Source organism: Bartonella sp. AC329YNZD (genome assembly GCF_042196685.1).
In the GTDB taxonomy this organism is placed as follows: domain Bacteria; phylum Pseudomonadota; class Alphaproteobacteria; order Rhizobiales; family Rhizobiaceae; genus Bartonella.
Window position 1 is genome coordinate 1 of record NZ_JBHIQS010000002.1, and the last position, 19,311, is coordinate 19,311.

Below are 19,311 nucleotides of genomic sequence, written 5' to 3' on the forward strand. Positions count from 1 at the left end.
TGAGAGGAGGCAGAAGCACTTCACCAATGCTAATCCCCAAAGCCACAATGCGGTTTTGTAAGAGTTCAAATTGTCGCCTGGACAAAAAGCGCACGATCAATCACCGACAATTCATTGCGAAAGAGGTTTTCTGCCACTTCTAAAAGCGCAGCATTCTCTTTATCCGCCTGCACCACAACCGCATCAATTTCGCTATAGCCTAAAAGCTCAGCAGCCCTCAGCCGATGTGCACCAGCTATAAGCGTGTAATTACCCTCTTTAGCATTAGGTGTATGACGCACCGTAATCGGATTCATCAATCCCTCCCGCGCCATTGATTGTGCAAGTGCCTTGGCATGCTCAACATCTACAGGGCGTATACGTTCGGGAACAACAATCAAATCTAAAGCAATCTCTTGAAACTGTGCCATCACGCCCCCGCCTTTTCCATTTCTAGTAAGAATAAATCCATCGCACGCCCTGCCCATCTTCGATAAGCTTTCGCAAAAACGGGTTCTTCCAAACGCCGATTAATCACTTGCAAAGCAAGAAAGATAGCAGTCTACTGCCGTACTTGCATGGCAACAATACGCCGCCGCGGTACCTCAAACTGATAATGCAAAATATGAATGGCAATTTGCCGCGCTAATATCGCATCAAACAATCCATGCTGAGGATCAATAATATACCGGATCGGTACATGCCGAAAGCCACCACTCACTGCTTTTAAAGAACAGGAAAGCATCATTTGTAACCGTTCAGCTTCTGAATAAGGATTAAAGATTTCTCTTTTTGCCTCGGGCGTCCATAAATTATAAGCTGCAACCATAACCATCCACCATTAGTAAAATCCGCTTACCACCTATGGAAAACAAAACTACCCAAACGGCTGTTCTATGATGCAACTCTATGCAATTTATCTTGCCTATTTCGTACTGATCTTTAGACATTGATAAACCTTTTCATCTTATGGTATTTAAATTCATGGCAAATGCGTATGACACACGCAAAGCCGTGTAACGAAGTTCAAGCAGCATTACCGCGCAATGCGGACTGTGTTGCCGAATCTGTATTGGCATGTTTTGCTGCTTTAAAAATACGACGGCGACTTTTGGGGTAGCGGTCGTAGAACACTTGCTCGACGGGAAAACCGATAAAATCGGCAATAGCACGTTCGGCTTTCTCGTTGGGGCGTGTCCAGATGTGTTGAACGCTGGATGACGGTAATTGATATGCTTTAGCCAGCTCCGCCAAAGTCATATTACGGCGGCGTAGCTCGGCTAAAATACTATGGCGATCCCAGACTTGTGTGGTGGTCATAACTTTCGCTCCTGCTTTAAACGGACGCTCCTACATCCGTTTTTTGTGGGGTTAAATGTATAATAAATGCCCTCAATATCGGGCTGTAATTAGAGGTATATACCAAATATTTTGTGTTGTAAACAATGTATTTTGTATAGAGGTGATTTTTTTTGGCACGTCCAGAAGTAGAACCTAAAACAGAACTGGCAAAACGATTGCGTGAAATACGACGAATGCTCGGAAACGAAGAACGGGGCATTTTTGCGCAACGCCTTAATTTACAACGCAATACCCTTGCCAATTATGAAATCGGAGCACATGAGCCTCCATCCTCAGTAATTAACGCCTATTATACAGCCTATAACATTAATCCTCATTGGCTCGTTACGGGTGAAGGTGAAATATTTAGTGACATGGCAAAAGCGAAAGCAGCTGGTTTTAAAACACCCACCATTCCTGCTGGTCTCATGAAAAAACTCGGTCGCATAGCTTATACAACCTATCGCGATGCAAATATAAAACTCCCCCCTGAAGATATAGCGGAACTCGCGGCAGAGCTTTATAAAAAGTTGCAAGAGCTTGTTCAAAACATCAACGACACGGAAGAAGTAGAAGCGACTTTCCCTCTTCTTAAAATTCATTTAAAGCGTCAAATAGAGGCTGAAAAAGAACACTCCAAAACTACACAAAATTCGGCTTAATGCCTCTCTAAGATGAATGGGGGAAGCTCTTTTTAAAATCCTGTAATTTAAAACGAACCTAAATATGAATAAGGAGCATTTTTGGCACGCTCCGAACTAGAACCTAAAACAGAACTAGCAAAGCGCTTACGCTTGATACGAGAAAGCTTAGAGCTTAATCGAGATAAGATAGCTACCCGTTTAGGTATTAAAAAAGCAATTTATGACCATGCTGAAAGAGGGACCACTTTTCCCAATGTAAAATTTTTGACTGCTTTATCACAGCAATTAAATATCAACTTAACTTGGCTAATTACAGGTGAAGGCGAAATGTTTAGTGACATGGCAAAAGCGAAAGCAGCTGGTTTTAAAGCACCCACCATACCTGCTGGTCTCATGAAAAAGCTTGGTCGCATAGCTTATACAACCTATCGCGATGCAAATATAAAACTCCCTCCTGAAGATATAGCGGAACGCGCGGCGGAACTTTATGGAAAACTGCAAGAGCTTGTTCAAGACATCAACGACACGGAAGACGTCGAGCTTATTTTACCTCTTTTAAAACTGCATTTAAAGCGTCAAATAGAGGCTGAAAATACACATCCAGAAACTAAATAAGATACAGCTTAATGTCCCTTTAATATGAAAAATCGATATGAAAATCTTTTTTGCTTTTTTGGTCATTTTTGGTTGGTTTTGGAGTCGATTGAACTTTTGGATTTATTTTTTTCACAGGGTCTTCAAAGACCTTTCAAAGCCTTCTTTCATTTTTACCATGAAAACGCACTTTTTTCTGATTTTCTGTTACATAAATCTAATCCGGATAATAAGAGAACGCATAGTAAAATTAAAGAATTATCTCATATTTCTTTCTCATTCTACTTTTGCTTAGTTAGTACAAAAACTACTGTAAAACTATATTTATTTTGCACGTCTTACTTGAATATGTGCTAGCAACCCTAATGTTGAACTATCACGGTTATCCGCTTTACTTTCTCCACGAAGAATTGGTAGTAACTCGTTTGCTAATTCTTTACCAAGCTCAACACCCCATTGATCAAATGAATTAATATTCATTAAAATCCCTTCAACAAAAGTACGATGTTCATAAAGCGCAATAAGACGACCGAGTGCAAAAGGTGTTAATAAATCCTGAACCAGCGTAATACTGGGACGGTTTCCTTTAAAACTTCTATGAATAGCTAAATAACCTGCTTCACGTTCATCAACTCCATTTTTTATCAAGATATGCTGAGCATCTTCAATACTACGCCCCTTCATCAAGGCTTTTGACTGTGCTAAACAGTTTGCTAGCAACATCTCATACATAGAATGTAAATTTTTCTCATGCCCTTTTATAAATAAAATAAATTCTACAGGAATAACATCTGTTCCTTGATGCAGAAGCTGAAAAAAAGCATGTTGACTATTTGTGCCTGAATCACCCCAAACAATCGGACCACTTGAAAAACTTAATGGTTTTCCATCCAGCGAGACTTGCTTACCATTTGATTCCATATCAAGCTGTTGTAAATAAGCTGGAAAATGTATTAAACGCTGCGCATAGGGAATAATAGAGCGTGATGAATAACCACAAATAACACGATGCCAAAACCCTAAAAGAGCAAAACGAATAGGAATATTTTTATGCAAAGGCATGGTTTTAAAATGTTGGTCCATTTGCAAAGCACCATTGAGAAATTGGCGAAAATTTCGACCACCTATTGCAAACATCACAACAAGCCCAATGGCTGACCAAATTGAATAACGCCCTCCAACCCAATTCCAAAATTTAAAAACTCTTGTCGAATCTATGCCAAATTCTGCCACTTTATCAAGCGCACTCGAAACAGCAACAAAATGCGTGCAAATGGCTTCTTCTCCTAAATGTGAACAAATCCACTGACGTGCAACTTGAGCATTTACCATTGTTTCAGCCGTTGTAAAAGTTTTAGAAGCAATGACAAACAGCGTTGTTGCTGGATTCAAAATAGAGAGAGTATCAGAAATATGAGCACTGTCAGCGTTAGAAACAAAATGACAACGTGGACCATCATGATAAGGTTTTAAAGCATATGTAACCATTGCAGGACCAAGATCAGATCCACCAATACCAATGTTTACAATATCACTTATTCTCTCTCCATTGCTTCCCTTGTAGCTTCCATCACGTACCTTTTCAGAAAATCTTTCCATGTCTTCAAGAACATCTTGAATATCGCGAATAAGATCATGGCCATCCAACATGAAAATTTCGTCAGCAGGTAAACGTAATGCAATATGAAGAACTGAGCGTTTTTCAGTTGTATTAATCGCTTGACCAGAAAACATTGCATCACGCCGTCCTAACACATCTGCTGCAACAGCTAAATCATCTAAAAGTTGCAATGTTTTAAATGTTATCCCACATTTTGAAAAATCGAAAAGAAGATCATCAAGTCTGAGAGAAAAATGGGAAAAACGCTGTTCATCTGCTAAAAAATGTCGACGAATATCATAGACCCCATCCTTTGCGGCATGGCTCCTTAAAGCATTTAATGCGGCTTCAAAAGCCTTTTCATTTCGAATCGAAAAGCTATCTCCCATAAGCTGATCCTATACAGTTATTGACAATGAAATCTATGCCCAAACAATAACAAAGCAGAAAGCATCTCCTTTATTGCTCGCTATCTTTACTGTTCACATAAAAACTAAGGAATATAAAAGTAAAAAATAAGATTCGAAGATGATATTTTTACAAGAATAAACTTTTAAATCTTTTCCACTCGATACATCATTTAACTTTATTGAGTTCTTTTGTTAATAATATAGCTTCTTCTGCTTTTGGTCTTATAAAACGCCCTAAAAAAAGATAAACAACCGGTGTAACATAAAGCGTAAAAATAGTTGCTAAACCTAAACCACCAACGATAACCCAACCTAAAGCTATACGCGCCTCTGCGCCAGCACCTTTGGCTAAAACCAAAGGAATACCTCCTAAAATGGCACAAATCATTGTCATGCAAACTGGACGAAGGCGAATGTTTGCTGCTTCTTCTACGGCTTCACGCACGCTTCTTCCCTGATCACGTAATTGATCTGCAAATTCAACAATAAGAATACCATTTTTCGCCATAACGCCAATTAACAAAATTAATCCAATTTGGCTGTAAATATTAAGACTCACACCACTCAATAGCATAGCAATTACAGCACAACCAATCCCTAATGGGACAGTGGCCATGATAATAAATCCTGAAATAAAGCTTTCAAACTGAGCAGCCAAAATCAATAAAATAATCAAAAAGGCAATGCCAAAAACAATCATAAAACCGGAGGATGTTTCATTAAGCGTTTCAGCTTCCCCTAAGGGAACTACATAGGTTCCTTTCGATAACAAAGGAGATGCAATTTTCTGTACCGTTTGGTAAGCTTCCCCTAAAGCAATACCTGGAGCAAGATTTGCGCTTAAAATAACAGCACTCATGCGTTTTTCCCGTTTTAATTGGGGCGAGATAGCTTTTTCATGTAAACGTGCAATAACCGATAAAGGAACATATCGATTGTCTTTGGTCTTTAAAAAAATGTTTTCTAAATCACTAGGACTCTTCATAGAATTTTTACGCGACATCAATTTAACATCGTAAGAATGATCATCCACGTTAATGGAACCAATCTTTTTACCATCCAACATTGCTTGTAATGTATCGCCCAAATTGGTGATATCAATCCCTAAATCGGAGGCTTTTTTTCGATTGATTTCAATGAAAAATTGCGGTTGTGTTGCATCAACAGTAAGACGTGGGCGAATAAAACGCGGATCATCTTGTAAAGTACTCACCAGCTTATCAGCAATGGGTTGTAATGTTGCATAATCATTGCCAAGAATTGCAAATTGTAATCCTTGCCCAGTTCCTCTCACACCCAGAGAATTTCCCTGCGCAGCAAACACAAAAACTGCGGGAAACTGTTTAACCTTTTCATTAATATCTTTCACGATTTCTTGCTGACTCCGTAAACGTTTATCCCAAGACGAAAGCAATAAAATCAAAAAAGCAGTATTGGGTGAACCACCAGCACCCGCAATAGAGTAACTGTTAGCAATCTCCCCTGCATCACGTAATGGCTGTAGACTTGCTTCAATTTGCTCTACTTGCTCGTTCAAATATTGTGTTGAAATACCTTGTGGTCCATTAATAACCAAAAAGATCACAGCTCTGTCTTCTGCTGGCGTTAATTCCTGTTGTAATTTCGTATAGCCTCCAACACAAAGACCCGCAAAAATAAGTGAAGCAAAAACAACAGCCCAAGGCTTTTCTAAACACTTATGCAAACTGTAAGTATATGCCTTATGAAAAAAAGTACCTAATTTATATAAAAAAGCAAAATGATGGGACTCTTCCTCTTTCTCCTCAATATGTTCTTTGAGAAAACGCGAAGCCAACATGGGACAAAGCGTTAAGGCAACAACTGAAGAAAGCAAAATAGAAATTGCCAAAACAAAACCAAATTCTCTAAAAAGACCTCCAACTTGCCCAGGAAGAAAGGAAATAGGAACAAACACAGCCACTAAAGTCAATGTTGTTGCTAAAACAGCAAAAAATACTTCACGTGTTCCTATCACCGCCGCAGCCCTAGACCCTAAACCCATGTTGCGCCACCGAACAATATTCTCAAGAACAACAATAGCATCATCCACAACAAGCCCTGTTGCTAAAACAAGTCCTAAAAATGTGAGAATATTTAATGAAAATCCTACAAGATAAATAGCTGCAATGGTACCAATCAAAGCGACAGGAAGAGATACAGCAGGTATCAGCGTTACACGAATGTCTCTGAGAAAAAGAAAAATGACCAAGATAACACTCAAAATAGCAATAACCAACGCAACTTCAACCTCATGAAGAGCGCTTTTAATAAAAACTGCATCGTCATTAATAACGTCTATATGTACAGAAGAAGGAACAATACTTTTGAGATTATCAACAACGGTTCTCACTCCTTCAGAAATATTAAGAGTGTTGGATTGTGCTTTACGCACAATTCCTAATCCAATACCTGTCTTTCCATTGATACGGAGAATAACCTTTTCTATATCCGGCGATAAAGTGACATGCGCAACATCACCAAGATGTACATGAGGTTTTAAAACAACTTGTTCAAAAGATTCTGGTGTTGTTAAACGTGCAGTAGCACGCACAACTAAATTTTGCGTAGAATTGCGTAATGATCCTACTGGCACATCCGTTGTCATATCAGCAAGAACACGAGAAACATCTGCTACGGTTAATCCATAACTTGCAAGTTTTGCTTGATCTATATCAATCTGAAAAATCTTTGTGCGAGCGCTATCAACCTGTACATCACCAACACCATCAACAGCGGAAATTGCATCAACAATCTGATCGTCTACAATCGTGGTTAAATCATCAACACTCATTGTTGGTGACGTCACAACCAAATACATCATGGCAGCAGCATTGGAATCTGCTTTAATAATCAAAGGCGAATCCGCATCTTTCGGTAAAGTATACGTAATGCGAGACAGGGCATCACGAATATCAGATGCTGCAACATTCAAATCAACACCAACATTAAAATTAATCTGCACACGGGAGCGCCCAAAAGAAGACGTTGAAGAAATCGTCTTAACACCTGAAACACGAGAAACAGCATCTTCTATAATTTTTGTAACTTCACGATCAATTGTTTCTGCCGACGCACCAGAAAACACCGTCACAATCGTTGTTACGGGAGTATCAACATCAGGTAATTCTCTTACATCAACATTTAACCATGCTGCAAATCCTGCAATGATGATCATAGCATTTAAAACAAAAGTAAAAACCGGTCTGCGAATAAATAAGGTAATGAGACCACCTTGCTCGACCTGTGACATCGGCTGTTTTGTGCTCAATTCTTGGCTCATTGTATATCCGTTCCGTAAACTGCTGGTAATTGCTGTTGATGAGACTTTGGATCATCAATCGTTACTTTACTTCCTGGATAAAGCATTTGTACTCCTTGAATGACAACTTGATCACCATTTTCTAGGGGTGCTTTTACGAAAACTTGATCTGCTTTATGCTGAATAATTGATACGGGTATAGCCTCTACTTTCCCTTCTCTCACACGCCAAACGAATGACCCTTTACTGTTCCATTGAACCGCAAGAGGATTAACGACAGGGAAAGAACCACTATGAAATTGCAAGGCAACAGAAAAAGACATACCAGACATAAGCGTATCTTTTTCATTATTAATTTCAACCTGAGCATGAAGTGTGCGACTTTCTGGATCAACGATATTATCAATCGCATAAATATGACCAACAAAAGATTTGTCTGGCTGCGCAGTTAATGTTGCCGTTACCTCATCTCCTTTATGGATGCGCGACACATATCGTTCAGGAGCCCATATGTCGACCAAAATACGTTCTCTATTCTCAATACGGCCTATTACAGTATTAAGGGTCACGTTATTCCCCGCATCAACAGGCAAAATACCAACAACCCCAGGAATCGGTGCACGAATTGTTCGCCGATCGAGATCTAATTCAGCATTACGCAAAACTAAATTTGCATTATCCAACTCTAAGCGTGCTGTAATTTCTTGAACTTCTGTTGCTGTATTGCTAGCACGTAATTTAAGAATGCGCGAAAGCGTTAACGCATTATTATCACGTTGTACTTTTGCTTTTGCAGCCGCTATTTCCTCTTTTTTAGAATCAAGCTTTGCAATCACATCACCTACTTGTACTTTTGTACCAGCTGACACAAAAAGCTTATCAATAACACCTGGAGATAAAGGGGTGAGCTCGACTTCTGCAAGTGCTTGTCCACTCCCTAGAACGTTAAGTTGTTCATAAAAATCTTGATTTTTTACAAGATCAACGACAACCTTTACCGGTGGTTTTCTCATTTTTCCATTTGAATCTTTATACGATACTCTTGTTTTATCCACCATAGAAATGGGTTGGTCTGCACTCTTTTTTCCAACCCAATAAGTAACCGTTAAAACAACGATTAAAAACACTAATGGAAAGATCTTTTTTAATAACGCCATACATCCGCCCTTGCTGTGTCATGTTCATCTGAAATAGTTTTCAACAGTAATATCGGCGTTTTACACAAAAACCCAACAGCGGGTGTATATATCTTACCCCACCGCAAAAAACACATCTCATCTCTGCTTGACTATCTTTCATAGATTAAAACGTCAAGTTAACTATCGTTCATATTGCTTTGTATGGTCATGACAAAAAAATGTTCATATCAAAACCAACTGAAGCCATAATATATTATATCCTTTTTTAAAATATATCATAAAAAAAAGAGATTTTTTTTATGACGACTCAAGTTTCACTTGCATTTCTTTAATGAAACGATTAGGAACCCTTTGTCTTAGACAATGTAAAAAATTGAAATGTATGCACCCGTAGCTCAGCTGGATAGAGCACCAGACTACGAATCTGGGGGTCAGGAGTTCGAATCTCTTCGGGTGCGCCATCTATCAATATCTTACTTATCATCTATCAATATCTTACTTATAAAGTCAGACTTTTTAAATTCTTTATTTTGTGATCTATTATTTTGTATTTTGTTATTTCATTCTGTTGTGGGGCGTTTCTTTAGCCATTTTGCTAGAATAAAATGTTATGAGTCCTTCAATTCAGCTCTAAGGTGCTTTTATTAGCTTATAATCGTAGCGATTACATGAGTAGCGTATGTTGTTGTTTTCTTTTTTCAATCTATGCGCTTGTTTTTGGTCTCTTCCGGATTATACTCTCTACTCAGTTAGGTAATTTTTACGTGCTTATTTCTAATTGTTCCATAACTGAATGTTTCTAGATATTTTATTCCTAGCAGTCCCATCTTAAGAGGGATTTCAGATGTGCCGCCATAAATTCCGGTTTACCACCATGTGAAGCTTTTTCAGTGTGTTGTTGGAAAGAATAAATAAACTACTTCTCGAACATACTACTATGAAACACTTATGGTATCCATTAATATCATCAGCATTTGTTGCAAACCAAAGCTTCTTTTCGCAATATTTTTAATTGAATTAAACGTATTTTTACTGCTTAAAGGCAAAAAGATTCTTTTTCCTAAAAAACAATAAAACTCTTCTTGTGCTTCTTTAGCATTATCTCTTGCATGGCATATCATCGATTTCTATGATATCTTAATATTTTTCTGTTCTCTATGAATTTTTCTAATTAATCCATGGGTACAGATTTCAAACATTAATAAAAGCTGAATTTAAAGAATTTTTCCATGCCTAAAACTGATATTGAAATTGCTCGCACTGCTAAAAAGCAACATATTATTGAAATTGCACAAAAAATTGGTATCTCACATGAAAATCTCATTCCCTATGGCCATGATAAAGCTAAAATTTCTTCTGAATACATAAAATCGCTTAATAAAAATCCAGATGGTAAACTTATCCTTGTCACAGCTATCAATCCCACACCTGCCGGAGAAGGCAAAACAACAACAACAGTTGGACTAAGTGATGCTCTTAATCTTATTGGTAAAAAAACAATAGCTACCTTGAGAGAACCATCTTTAGGTCCCTGTTTTGGTGTAAAAGGCGGTGCTGCTGGTGGTGGTTATGCGCAAGTCATTCCAATGGATGACCTTAATTTACATTTTACCGGTGATTTTCATGCTATTACAGCTGCTCATAATCTTCTTGCCGCAATGATAGATAATCATCTTTATTGGGGAAATACTCTAAACATTGATCCACGTCGCATTGTTTGGAAACGCGTTCTTGATATGAATGATCGTGCATTGCGCGATATTGTCATTTCATTGGGGGGCATAACAAATGGTTTTCCACGCCAAACAGGTTTTGATATTACTGTTGCATCAGAAATTATGGCGCTTCTTTGTCTCTCTGAAAATTTAGAAAACCTTACACAAAGACTCAAGAAAATTATTGTTGCTTATCGTTATGATAAAACGCCCATCACCGTTGCTGATCTTAATGCAGAAGGTGCAATGGCAGTTCTTCTAAAAGATGCTATACAACCCAATCTCGTACAGACAATTGAAAATAACCCTGTTCTCGTTCATGGAGGACCTTTTGCTAATATTGCTCATGGCTGCAACTCAGTTATAGCAACAAAAACTGCTTTAAAACTCGCTGATTATGTTGTCACAGAAGCAGGATTTGGAGCCGATCTTGGAGCAGAAAAGTTTTTCGACATCAAATGTCGGCAAGCAGGTATTGTACCAAATGCTACCGTGATCGTCGCAACTATTCGTGCATTAAAAATGAATGGTGGTGTGGATAAAAATAACCTGACAGAAGAAAATATCACCGCTTTAGAAAAAGGAGCAGCTAATCTTTTACGACACATAAAAAATATGAAGCACTACGGTATTCCTTGTGTTGTGGCTATCAATCATTTTGACAGCGATCGCGATGCCGAAATAAAAACATTACAGAAAATAGTTGCAACAACTGGACACAAAGCTATTATCTGTAAGCATTGGGAACAAGGTGGGAAAGGCGCTATAGAACTTGCACAAGAACTCGTTACCTTGATTGAAGAAAAAAAATCTCATTTTAAGATTCTCTATCAAGATGATATTCCCCTCGTTCAAAAAATTAATTGTATTATAACAAAGCTATACGGTGGGCGTGGCGCCATTATCTCAGCCCCTATTCTCAAACAACTTGAATCTTGGGAAAAAGAAGGTTTTGGCGCCTACCCTATTTGTATGGCAAAAACACCTTATTCTTTTTCTGCTGATCCCAAGCAATATGGTGCGCCTGTTGATTTTGAAATTCCCGTACGAGAAATTCGTCTCTGTGCGGGAGCCGGCTTTATCGTTGTCATTTGCGGAGATGTTATGACCATGCCTGGACTACCCCATTATCCCACGGCTGAAAAAATTCATCTTGATGAAAATGATCAAATACAAGGACTTTCATGAGTTTATAATCATGAACTCTATCATTCATTATAAAAAGCATTTTATTACAAAAAAAATAGAATTTTTAAAAGCGATATAGACAAATGTCTTATTTATATGATATAAGTTTTTGTCCTTTTGGATATGCCTTTAAAAGGACGTAGGTTTTCCTATTATTTGTGACACTGAAAAAAGCAGGATAAATAGTGCAAGTACTCGTTCGTGATAATAATGTTGATCAAGCGCTCCGCGCGTTGAAGAAAAAGATGCAGCGTGAAGGTATCTTCCGTGAAATGAAAATGCGTAGTTATTATGAGAAGCCATCTGAGAGGCGTGCTCGTGAAAAAGCTGAGGCTATTCGTCGTACACGTAAGCTCGCTCGTAAGCGTGCGCAAAGAGAAGGTTTTGTTAGTAACGGACGAACTGTTGCGGTGAAGTAATATGCTTTTGTGTATGCGTTATCAAAATGGCATGAATTGTAGTGTAAATAGGCTATCAGAAATTTTGTACTTATAGGATGTTGTAAATGAATTTTTCTCATAAGGCGTGTGTTATAGTATTTAGAATTATCTGAGCATAATGGGTGTTTTGGGTCTATAAATATAGTGATTTTTATTTCACTCTTCGGCATTTCAAGCACTGCATAACAAACTGCAGTTCGGTTCTTTAAATCGACTTATTGCTGTACAAAATTAAGGAGAGAGTACTGGATATTTTGTAATGGCATTTTGCTGTAGTTTTTCATCTCTTAAATAGCTCTTTCTTATGTACCGCTCACGTGCTGGTTTTCTTTTTTTCTATTAAAATATTCTGTATCTTTCGAAAATTCTAGATCATATTGCAAAGCACAAATCACTATTGCAATATGCGATTATGTATGTGTAGAGATATGATATAAAATACATAATCCTCGTTCCCTTCACTTATATAATGAAATGATTCCATAATTTTCGATATCTCTTGATTTTATCCCTTTACAAAGGGAAGAATTTTAACCACTGCATTACAGATTGGTTTTTCTTGATAAATTTCTTCCCCTCATCAATTATGTTATTCACCTCATAGCGTATCGAGCAAACCTTCCCCTGAATATTTCATTTAATTTTCTTTTTCTCTAACTCAGTATAAAAGAAAATTGACAATAAACAAAGAAACCACTGTGATTTTAATATGTGTGAATATGTGCCTTATCTTATCATTTTTTATGAAAATATTTTTACAATTTAAATAACGATTAAAATGTATAACGTATTGATTTATTATTATAAGTAAGCGTTTTTCATATCAAATAATAACTATGAATACCGTAAAGCTCTCATCATACACCCTCTCATATTGAATCAATCAAAGTTTTTGCTTATACATCACAAGTGTGATTCATATACAAATGGAACTAACAGCTATAAAAAAGAATAAAAATGCTTCTTAGGAACGCTATAAATAATAAAACTGCATATAACATTGAGAGGCTGGTAAGTAGAATAATGGATTCAGCTTATCTACCATACGGATAAGCATTATCATGGCATAAGATTATAGTATAGCAAATTTTATAAAATGGATTATTACGGAAAACTGTCCTGTTAAAATCTAGCCTTTCATATAGCAATTTACTCTATAATGGTTTCTCATACTTTTACGCTTAAATGCTTCATTCATCGTATTATTTTGTTCATTTAAAACGTCTTTTCAAACCACACAATAATCCCTTTACTGAACAGTTTTTTGCTTAGAATATGCATACCTTTACTTTTATTTCGAGAAATAAACTCAGAAAAGAGATACAATACTTTAGCCCTGATCTCCTGTACAAAACTGCTATGGCCGCAATATACTTTACTATTTTATCACGCATATAGCTCCATAAAAATCCAATTTTATTTACAGTCATCTCCTCATAAAAAAGATAAGCGCTAAGAAATTCAAACTTTTGTTTCCCTTATTTTACTATTCTCGTAATAATTTTTGCATCGTTTAGATCTCTTTAACGAGCAATATGTCATAATTTTTATCAGTTTCTAGTCTTATCTTCCAGATTTTAAATTTCCAATATATGACGAAATAAAGGAGTTAAGTTTGCAAAATTCTCGTTGGTTTCGTGTTTCAAGGCTTTTATCATGTCTCTTAATAGCAAAAGTCATTGTATTGGGTTCACCTCATTTGTTGCATGCACAAACATTTAATCAAAATTTAGGGCCCAGTGGTTTACCACTTCCACGATTTGCTTCGATTAAACCTACCCGTGTTAATGTACGCGTCGGACCAGGAAGCAATTATTCTATCATTTTTACCTACCAAAAGAAGGGGTTACCTATTGAAATCATCCAAGAATATGATCAATGGCGCAAAATTCGTGATGCAGAAGGTGATGAGGGATGGGTATATCAATCGCTTTTATCGGGAAAACGAACTGCTATAACTCTTCCATGGCAAAAAGATAAAACAAAAAGACTGATGCTACGAAAAAACCCCACCGACAACGCAGAACTCGTGGCAGAAGTAGAGCCTAATGTCATTGGTAATATCCGCCAATGCGATGGACAATGGTGCGAAATCACTATTAATAATGTTCATGGGTGGCTTCAACAACCTCAGTTATGGGGGATCTATCCTGATGAAAAAATAAAAGGTTGGTGAATGCTTAAACGCATCAAATTTAATTTTTATTCCTCATTGAACATGCTCACTCCCTATCACAAGATTGATTTTTTGGTTTCAATCGCACGATCAAATCAACATGTGAAATTTCCATACCTTTTGGTGGCTCAGGCAAATTTCTAATAATGGGAGCTTCTTCCAAATTGCATGGAATATCAAGAATACGATTTTCGCCTTCTATATAAAAATGGTAGTGATCAGAAGTATTGGTATCAAACCAAGTTTTCGAACCTTCTACGGCAATAATACGTAATAATCTCGCTTCCGTAAATTGATGAAGCGTATTATAAACTGTTGCTAAAGATACAGGAACGCCTGCCCTCACCGCCTCCTCATAGAGCTCTTCAGCAGTAACATGACGATTTCCCTGAGAAAAAATCATATGTGCAAGTTCTAACCGCTGACGTGTTGGACGCAAACCATTTTGACGCAAACGTTTTTCTAACATAGAAATGGAATAATATTGCACAACTTTTCTACACTCTTTTGTGGACTGTTGCTCTTCATTCATATCAAAATTATCTGCACTCACTGACATATTACAAACCAAAATATATTTCTGTGTAAATAAGATCAAAATACAAAAAAATGCGAATAATGTGATGTAATCTTGTATTTCATTTTTAAATAATTACCTATGCAGAATACATAAAAAAGGGACTTTGTCATTAAAAATGATATAAAATCATTTCCCTCTCTTTAAAATTTGCTCTAAAAGTAGGTTCGGGAAAAGCGCAGAAATAAAGATATATGCAAATAAATGGAGTAACAATGGCTAAACAAAAGTCTCACTACACTTATGAAGAGCTTCTAAGCTGTGCTCGCGGTGAAATGTTTGGTAGAGGTAATGCGCAATTGCCGGCACCGCCAATGTTGATGATTCATCGAATCACTCAAATTAGCGAAACTGGTGGTGAATACGATAAAGGGATGGTTCGTGCCGAATTTGACATTACACCAGACCTGTGGTTCTTTGATTGTCACTTTATAGGTGATCCTGTCATGCCAGGATGTCTTGGACTGGATGGTATGTGGCAATTAACAGGTTTTTTTCTTGGTTGGCTAGGCGAACCAGGGAAAGGAAGAGCGATATCAACAGGTGAAGTAAAGTTATCAGGTATGATAACTCCACAAACCAAACTTCTTGAATATGGAATAGATTTCAAGCGTATTCGGCGTGGAAATTTAGTCTTAGGAATAGCTGATGGGTGGCTAAAAGCAGATGGAGAGACTATTTATAAAGCGAATGATTTACGCGTTGCTTTATTTAAAGAAGATTGAACGTTATTTTCATTCAGAAAGAATTTTTTACTATTCTGTATGGAACAAGGAGGTATAAATGCGTCGAGTTGTTGTAACCGGAATGGGAATTGTCTCCGCGATTGGAAATGGGCCCCAAGCTGTTTTAACCAGTTTACGTGAAGCAAAATCCGGAATTTCTTACGCACCTCAATACGCCGAATTAGGCTTTCGTAGCAGAGTTTATGGAAAACCCGATATTAATATAGAAGAGCTCGTAGATCGACGTGCTCTCCGTTTTCATGGACGTGGAACAGCATGGAATCACATTGCTATGGATCAAGCAATCTTAGATGCTGGTCTAGAGCCTCATGAAGTATCAAACGAACACACGGGTATTATTATGGGCTCTGGAGGTTCTTCAACTCAATCAATCGTAGAAGCTGCTGACATTACACGTCAAAAAGGTCCCAAACGTGTTGGACCTTTTGTTGTCCCTAAAGCGATGAGTTCTACAGCATCTGCAACACTGGCAACTTTCTTTAAAATAAAAGGGGTAAACTATTCAATCTCTTCAGCTTGTGCTACTTCCAATCATTGTATTGGTAATGCTTATGAAATGATCCAATATGGTAAACAGAAGCGCGTCTTTGCCGGTGGCTGCGAAGATTTGGATTGGACACTCTCTGTTTTATTCGATGCGATGGGCGCTATGTCTAGCAGATATAATGACATCCCTCAAAAAGCTTCGCGTGCTTATGATGTCAATCGTGATGGTTTTGTCATTGCTGGAGGAGCTGGCGTTTTGGTCCTTGAAGATCTAGAACTTGCTAAAGCACGTGGTGCAAAAATCTATGGAGAAATCGTTGGATATGGAGCTACATCCGATGGACATGATATGGTCGCCCCATCAGGAGAGGGAGCAGAACGGTGCATGCGCATGGCCCTTGCAACTGTCAATAATAAAATTGATTACATTAATCCCCATGCAACAGCAACCCCTGTTGGTGATCCTCCTGAAATAGAAGCTATCCGCCGTATCTTTGGAGAAGGTGATCAATGTCCCCCCATTTCTGCTACCAAATCTCTAACAGGACATTCCTTGGGAGCAGCAGGTGTTCACGAAGCAATCTATACATTGTTAATGATGAATCATAATTTTATTTGTGAAAGTGCCCATATTGAAGAACTTGATCCAGCTTTTTCTGATATGCCAATCGTTCGTGAACGACGTGATCATCAACAACTGAATACCGTATTGTCAAATACTTTTGGCTTTGGCGGTACCAATGCAACACTAGTTTTCCAACGCTATGTATAAACGAAAGTGCTTAGTAATTGAAAAAAGTACGGTCTTACGGAGAATAATATGAAAGGTTTGATGGAGGGCAAACGCGGCCTTATTATGGGAATTGCGAATGACCATTCAATTGCTTGGGGTATTGCCTGTCAACTCGCGCAAGCAGGAGCTGAATTAGCATTGACTTATCAAGGAGATGCTTTCGGAAAACGTGTTCAGCCCCTAGCCGATAAACTTGGCTGCAAATTAGTGCTAGAGTGCGATGTTGAAAAAATTGAAAATGTTGACTACGTCTTTGAGCAACTTAAAAAAGAATGGGAAACTATTGATTTTATTGTCCATGCCATTGGTTTTTCAGATAAAACTCAGCTAAAAGGGCGTTACGTTGATGTTACAACACGTGAAAACTTTCAACGCACGATGGTGATTTCAGCTTATTCCTTTACTGAAATTGCCCAGCGTGCGGGTAAACTTATGCCCAATGGAGGAACACTTCTAACCCTTACCTATGGTGCTTCACAGCAAGTTGTCCCTAATTATAACATCATGGGCGTTGCTAAGGCTGCTTTAGAAGCTATGGTACGTTATTTAGCAGCGGACTTTGGTCCTCAAAATATCCGCGTCAATGCAATTTCAGCTGGTCCTGTTAGAACCTTAGCAGGTAATGGTATTGCAGCTGCACGGGCAATATTTTCACATCAACGCCGTAATGCCCCATTACGTCGTACCGTGAATATTCATGAAATTGGAAAATCTGCTCTTTATCTACTCTCTGATTTATCATCAGGCGTTACAGGTGAAATCCATTATGTTGATTCAGGCTATAACATCATGTCTATGCCAATACTTGAAGAACTGAAAAAAAGTGACGATGCCCAAGAAGGATAAAAATCATCACATTAAAAAAATAAAATTAATCATACGCATAGTACTTTAGTCGCGTATTGAGTGCTTCTTCTGCATTATAATGGTATATTAGCTCATAAAAATATGATGTAAGGAACGTATGTAGATGTTTGTAAGAGTAAGTAAACACAAAACAAAGTGTATGACGCCCGTTGTTTCGCAAATTATTTTATAAAAAACTGGAATACTTCTTCAGTTCATTTTAGTTAAATTTTGTGTTTTATGACGTTATTTACCTTACTAAAGCAGGCGTTTTTACTGTTGCCTGTAGATTAATATCCACCCCTCATGCCGATATAGTTTGAGACAGAAATTAGGAGTATGGAAACCCTTAGCTTTTGTATATTAAATTAAAGAAAATATTGCCTATCGTTTGATTTATCCTTGATAACGTAAATACAACCTAATTTAGGAAGAATATGAAGGCATAAAGAAATCAATCATTAATTTTATCATCCTTCATTGACAATATATTGATTTATAATAATAATTTTCTGTTTTGTAAGTTAAATGATAGACCTGAATGTTGTAAGATACTCTTATTTCAAACCTGTTTATCTTGAATCAATCAAACCCATTCCCTTGCACGTCAAAAGCGGGGCTGACGTGTGAGTAAAAACTGTACAAGAAAAGATTAAAAATAGCTCTTATGAACCATCTTTAAGTTCTAAGGCGGTCGCAACATTGGGGGATGACAAATATAATGATGGTGCCAAATTGCTTCTCCATAAGCGTAAAGATGGGGGTGCTCAATGGATTTACCGTTAATACCCTTCAATGAGTGTCATCGTGAAATAGGTTTGGGTACCTTGAGAAACGTTTCTTTAAAACAAGCCCGTTAATGTGTAACCCTATAGTGCTCTGTTCTTCGCGAAGGACGTGACCCTATTAAAGAACGCAATAAACAAAAACGCGAGGCAATGCGTAATCTCCATTCTTTAATGAGATTTTACGGTTTTTAAAAGCATATACATCAATATTTTTTTAATAATGGCGATTACGCCTTACATCACACTCTTGTTTTGCACGTTCTTTAATAGAAGGCATAACTAATGCATCAGGTAAAGTAAAACACCCTAAAATACTATTTCTGTTGCTCATTCACCTACTTTTTTAAAAAGGCATCTCTCAATGCATGCAATTCCATTTCACAACGATATCCGTGAATATATAATTAAAATCTCTGTGAAGTATACAACAGCCTTTTGACACCATAATCTTGACGTTTATGCGGATAATAAAGCCAACACCATCATTTTACTTGCTAAATCCTAATGTTGCAATATCCCTTGACATTTGAGATAATTCATTAGAAGTATTTTTATTCCTTTTTTAAATA

General features: G+C 37.5%; 13 protein-coding genes, 1 tRNA gene and 3 pseudogenes. 10 read left to right on the forward strand and 7 right to left on the reverse strand.

The features are described from left to right. Positions 1 to 77: 77 nt before the first annotated feature. The 3 genes and pseudogenes from ACFIMW_RS01255 to ACFIMW_RS01265 all read right to left on the reverse strand — a co-directional run. Positions 78 to 410 (reverse strand): annotated as a pseudogene (locus tag ACFIMW_RS01255) (ParB N-terminal domain-containing protein); the annotation flags it as partial. Next, a pseudogene (locus ACFIMW_RS01260) lies at positions 410 to 808 on the reverse strand (hypothetical protein). The pseudogenes ACFIMW_RS01255 and ACFIMW_RS01260, both read right to left, overlap by 1 nt. Before the next feature lie 197 nt (positions 809 to 1,005). After that, positions 1,006 to 1,299 carry a helix-turn-helix domain-containing protein gene (locus tag ACFIMW_RS01265; protein WP_375607837.1) on the reverse strand — a complete coding sequence of 98 codons (294 nt, stop codon included), beginning with the start codon at positions 1,297 to 1,299 and terminating at the stop codon, positions 1,006 to 1,008. A gap of 152 nt (positions 1,300 to 1,451) precedes the next feature. On the opposite strand from ACFIMW_RS01265, the gene ACFIMW_RS01270 reads away from it, so the two are divergent. Further along, on the forward strand, positions 1,452 to 1,982 hold the full coding sequence (locus ACFIMW_RS01270) for a helix-turn-helix domain-containing protein (RefSeq protein ID WP_375607838.1): 531 nt from the start codon (positions 1,452 to 1,454) through the stop codon (positions 1,980 to 1,982). 81 nt (positions 1,983 to 2,063) lie between these two features. After that, positions 2,064 to 2,579 carry a helix-turn-helix domain-containing protein gene (locus ACFIMW_RS01275; protein ID WP_375607839.1) on the forward strand — a complete coding sequence of 172 codons (516 nt, stop codon included), beginning with the start codon at positions 2,064 to 2,066 and terminating at the stop codon, positions 2,577 to 2,579. Positions 2,580 to 2,882: 303 nt separating this feature from the next. On the opposite strand, the gene pgi is transcribed toward ACFIMW_RS01275, so the two are convergent. The 3 genes from pgi to ACFIMW_RS01290 all read right to left on the reverse strand — a co-directional run bounded on the left by pgi (position 2,883) and on the right by ACFIMW_RS01290 (position 9,005). Then, on the reverse strand, positions 2,883 to 4,547 hold the full coding sequence (gene pgi / locus ACFIMW_RS01280) for a glucose-6-phosphate isomerase (RefSeq protein ID WP_375607840.1): 1,665 nt from the start codon (positions 4,545 to 4,547) through the stop codon (positions 2,883 to 2,885). A 187-nt stretch (positions 4,548 to 4,734) separates the two neighbouring features. Further along, on the reverse strand, positions 4,735 to 7,869 hold the full coding sequence (locus ACFIMW_RS01285; RefSeq protein WP_375607841.1) for an efflux RND transporter permease subunit: 3,135 nt from the start codon (positions 7,867 to 7,869) through the stop codon (positions 4,735 to 4,737). Next, positions 7,866 to 9,005 carry an efflux RND transporter periplasmic adaptor subunit gene (locus ACFIMW_RS01290; RefSeq protein ID WP_375606200.1) on the reverse strand — a complete coding sequence of 380 codons (1,140 nt, stop codon included), beginning with the start codon at positions 9,003 to 9,005 and terminating at the stop codon, positions 7,866 to 7,868. Before ACFIMW_RS01290 ends, ACFIMW_RS01285 begins: the two co-directional genes overlap by 4 nt. Positions 9,006 to 9,371: 366 nt before the next feature. Between ACFIMW_RS01290 and ACFIMW_RS01295 the strand changes: the two genes are divergently transcribed. The 4 genes from ACFIMW_RS01295 (at position 9,372) to ACFIMW_RS01310 (ending at position 14,506) form a co-directional block, all read left to right on the forward strand. Further along, positions 9,372 to 9,448, forward strand: a tRNA-Arg gene (locus tag ACFIMW_RS01295). A gap of 768 nt (positions 9,449 to 10,216) precedes the next feature. After that, complete coding sequence (locus ACFIMW_RS01300; protein WP_375607842.1) at positions 10,217 to 11,890, forward strand: formate--tetrahydrofolate ligase; 1,674 nt, start codon at positions 10,217 to 10,219, stop codon at positions 11,888 to 11,890. A gap of 185 nt (positions 11,891 to 12,075) precedes the next feature. Next, positions 12,076 to 12,309 carry a 30S ribosomal protein S21 gene (gene rpsU / locus ACFIMW_RS01305; RefSeq protein ID WP_273717519.1) on the forward strand — a complete coding sequence of 78 codons (234 nt, stop codon included), beginning with the start codon at positions 12,076 to 12,078 and terminating at the stop codon, positions 12,307 to 12,309. 1,636 nt (positions 12,310 to 13,945) lie between these two features. Continuing rightward, positions 13,946 to 14,506, forward strand: coding sequence for an SH3 domain-containing protein (locus tag ACFIMW_RS01310; protein WP_375607843.1), 561 nt, complete (start codon positions 13,946 to 13,948; stop codon positions 14,504 to 14,506). A 46-nt stretch (positions 14,507 to 14,552) separates the two neighbouring features. Here the strand turns inward: ACFIMW_RS01310 and irrA are convergent, their stop codons facing one another. After that, a complete protein-coding gene (gene irrA, locus ACFIMW_RS01315) occupies positions 14,553 to 15,065 on the reverse strand; it encodes an iron response transcriptional regulator IrrA (protein ID WP_375607844.1) in 513 nt (170 codons plus the stop codon). A 233-nt stretch (positions 15,066 to 15,298) separates the two neighbouring features. On the opposite strand from irrA, the gene fabA reads away from it, so the two are divergent. From fabA to ACFIMW_RS01335, 4 genes and pseudogenes are all read left to right on the forward strand, one after another. Further along, the gene (gene fabA, locus ACFIMW_RS01320) at positions 15,299 to 15,808 is read left to right on the forward strand and encodes a 3-hydroxyacyl-[acyl-carrier-protein] dehydratase FabA (protein WP_375607845.1); all 510 of its coding nucleotides are present in this window, start codon (positions 15,299 to 15,301) and stop codon (positions 15,806 to 15,808) included. A 58-nt stretch (positions 15,809 to 15,866) separates the two neighbouring features. Next, positions 15,867 to 17,087 carry a beta-ketoacyl-ACP synthase I gene (fabB, locus tag ACFIMW_RS01325; protein ID WP_375607846.1) on the forward strand — a complete coding sequence of 407 codons (1,221 nt, stop codon included), beginning with the start codon at positions 15,867 to 15,869 and terminating at the stop codon, positions 17,085 to 17,087. 48 nt (positions 17,088 to 17,135) lie between these two features. After that, entirely contained in the window at positions 17,136 to 17,954 is an 819-nt protein-coding gene (fabI, locus tag ACFIMW_RS01330) for an enoyl-ACP reductase FabI (protein ID WP_375607847.1), read from the forward strand. 658 nt (positions 17,955 to 18,612) lie between these two features. Continuing rightward, a pseudogene (locus ACFIMW_RS01335) lies at positions 18,613 to 18,913 on the forward strand (Arm DNA-binding domain-containing protein); the annotation flags it as partial. Positions 18,914 to 19,311: the final 398 nt, after the last annotated feature.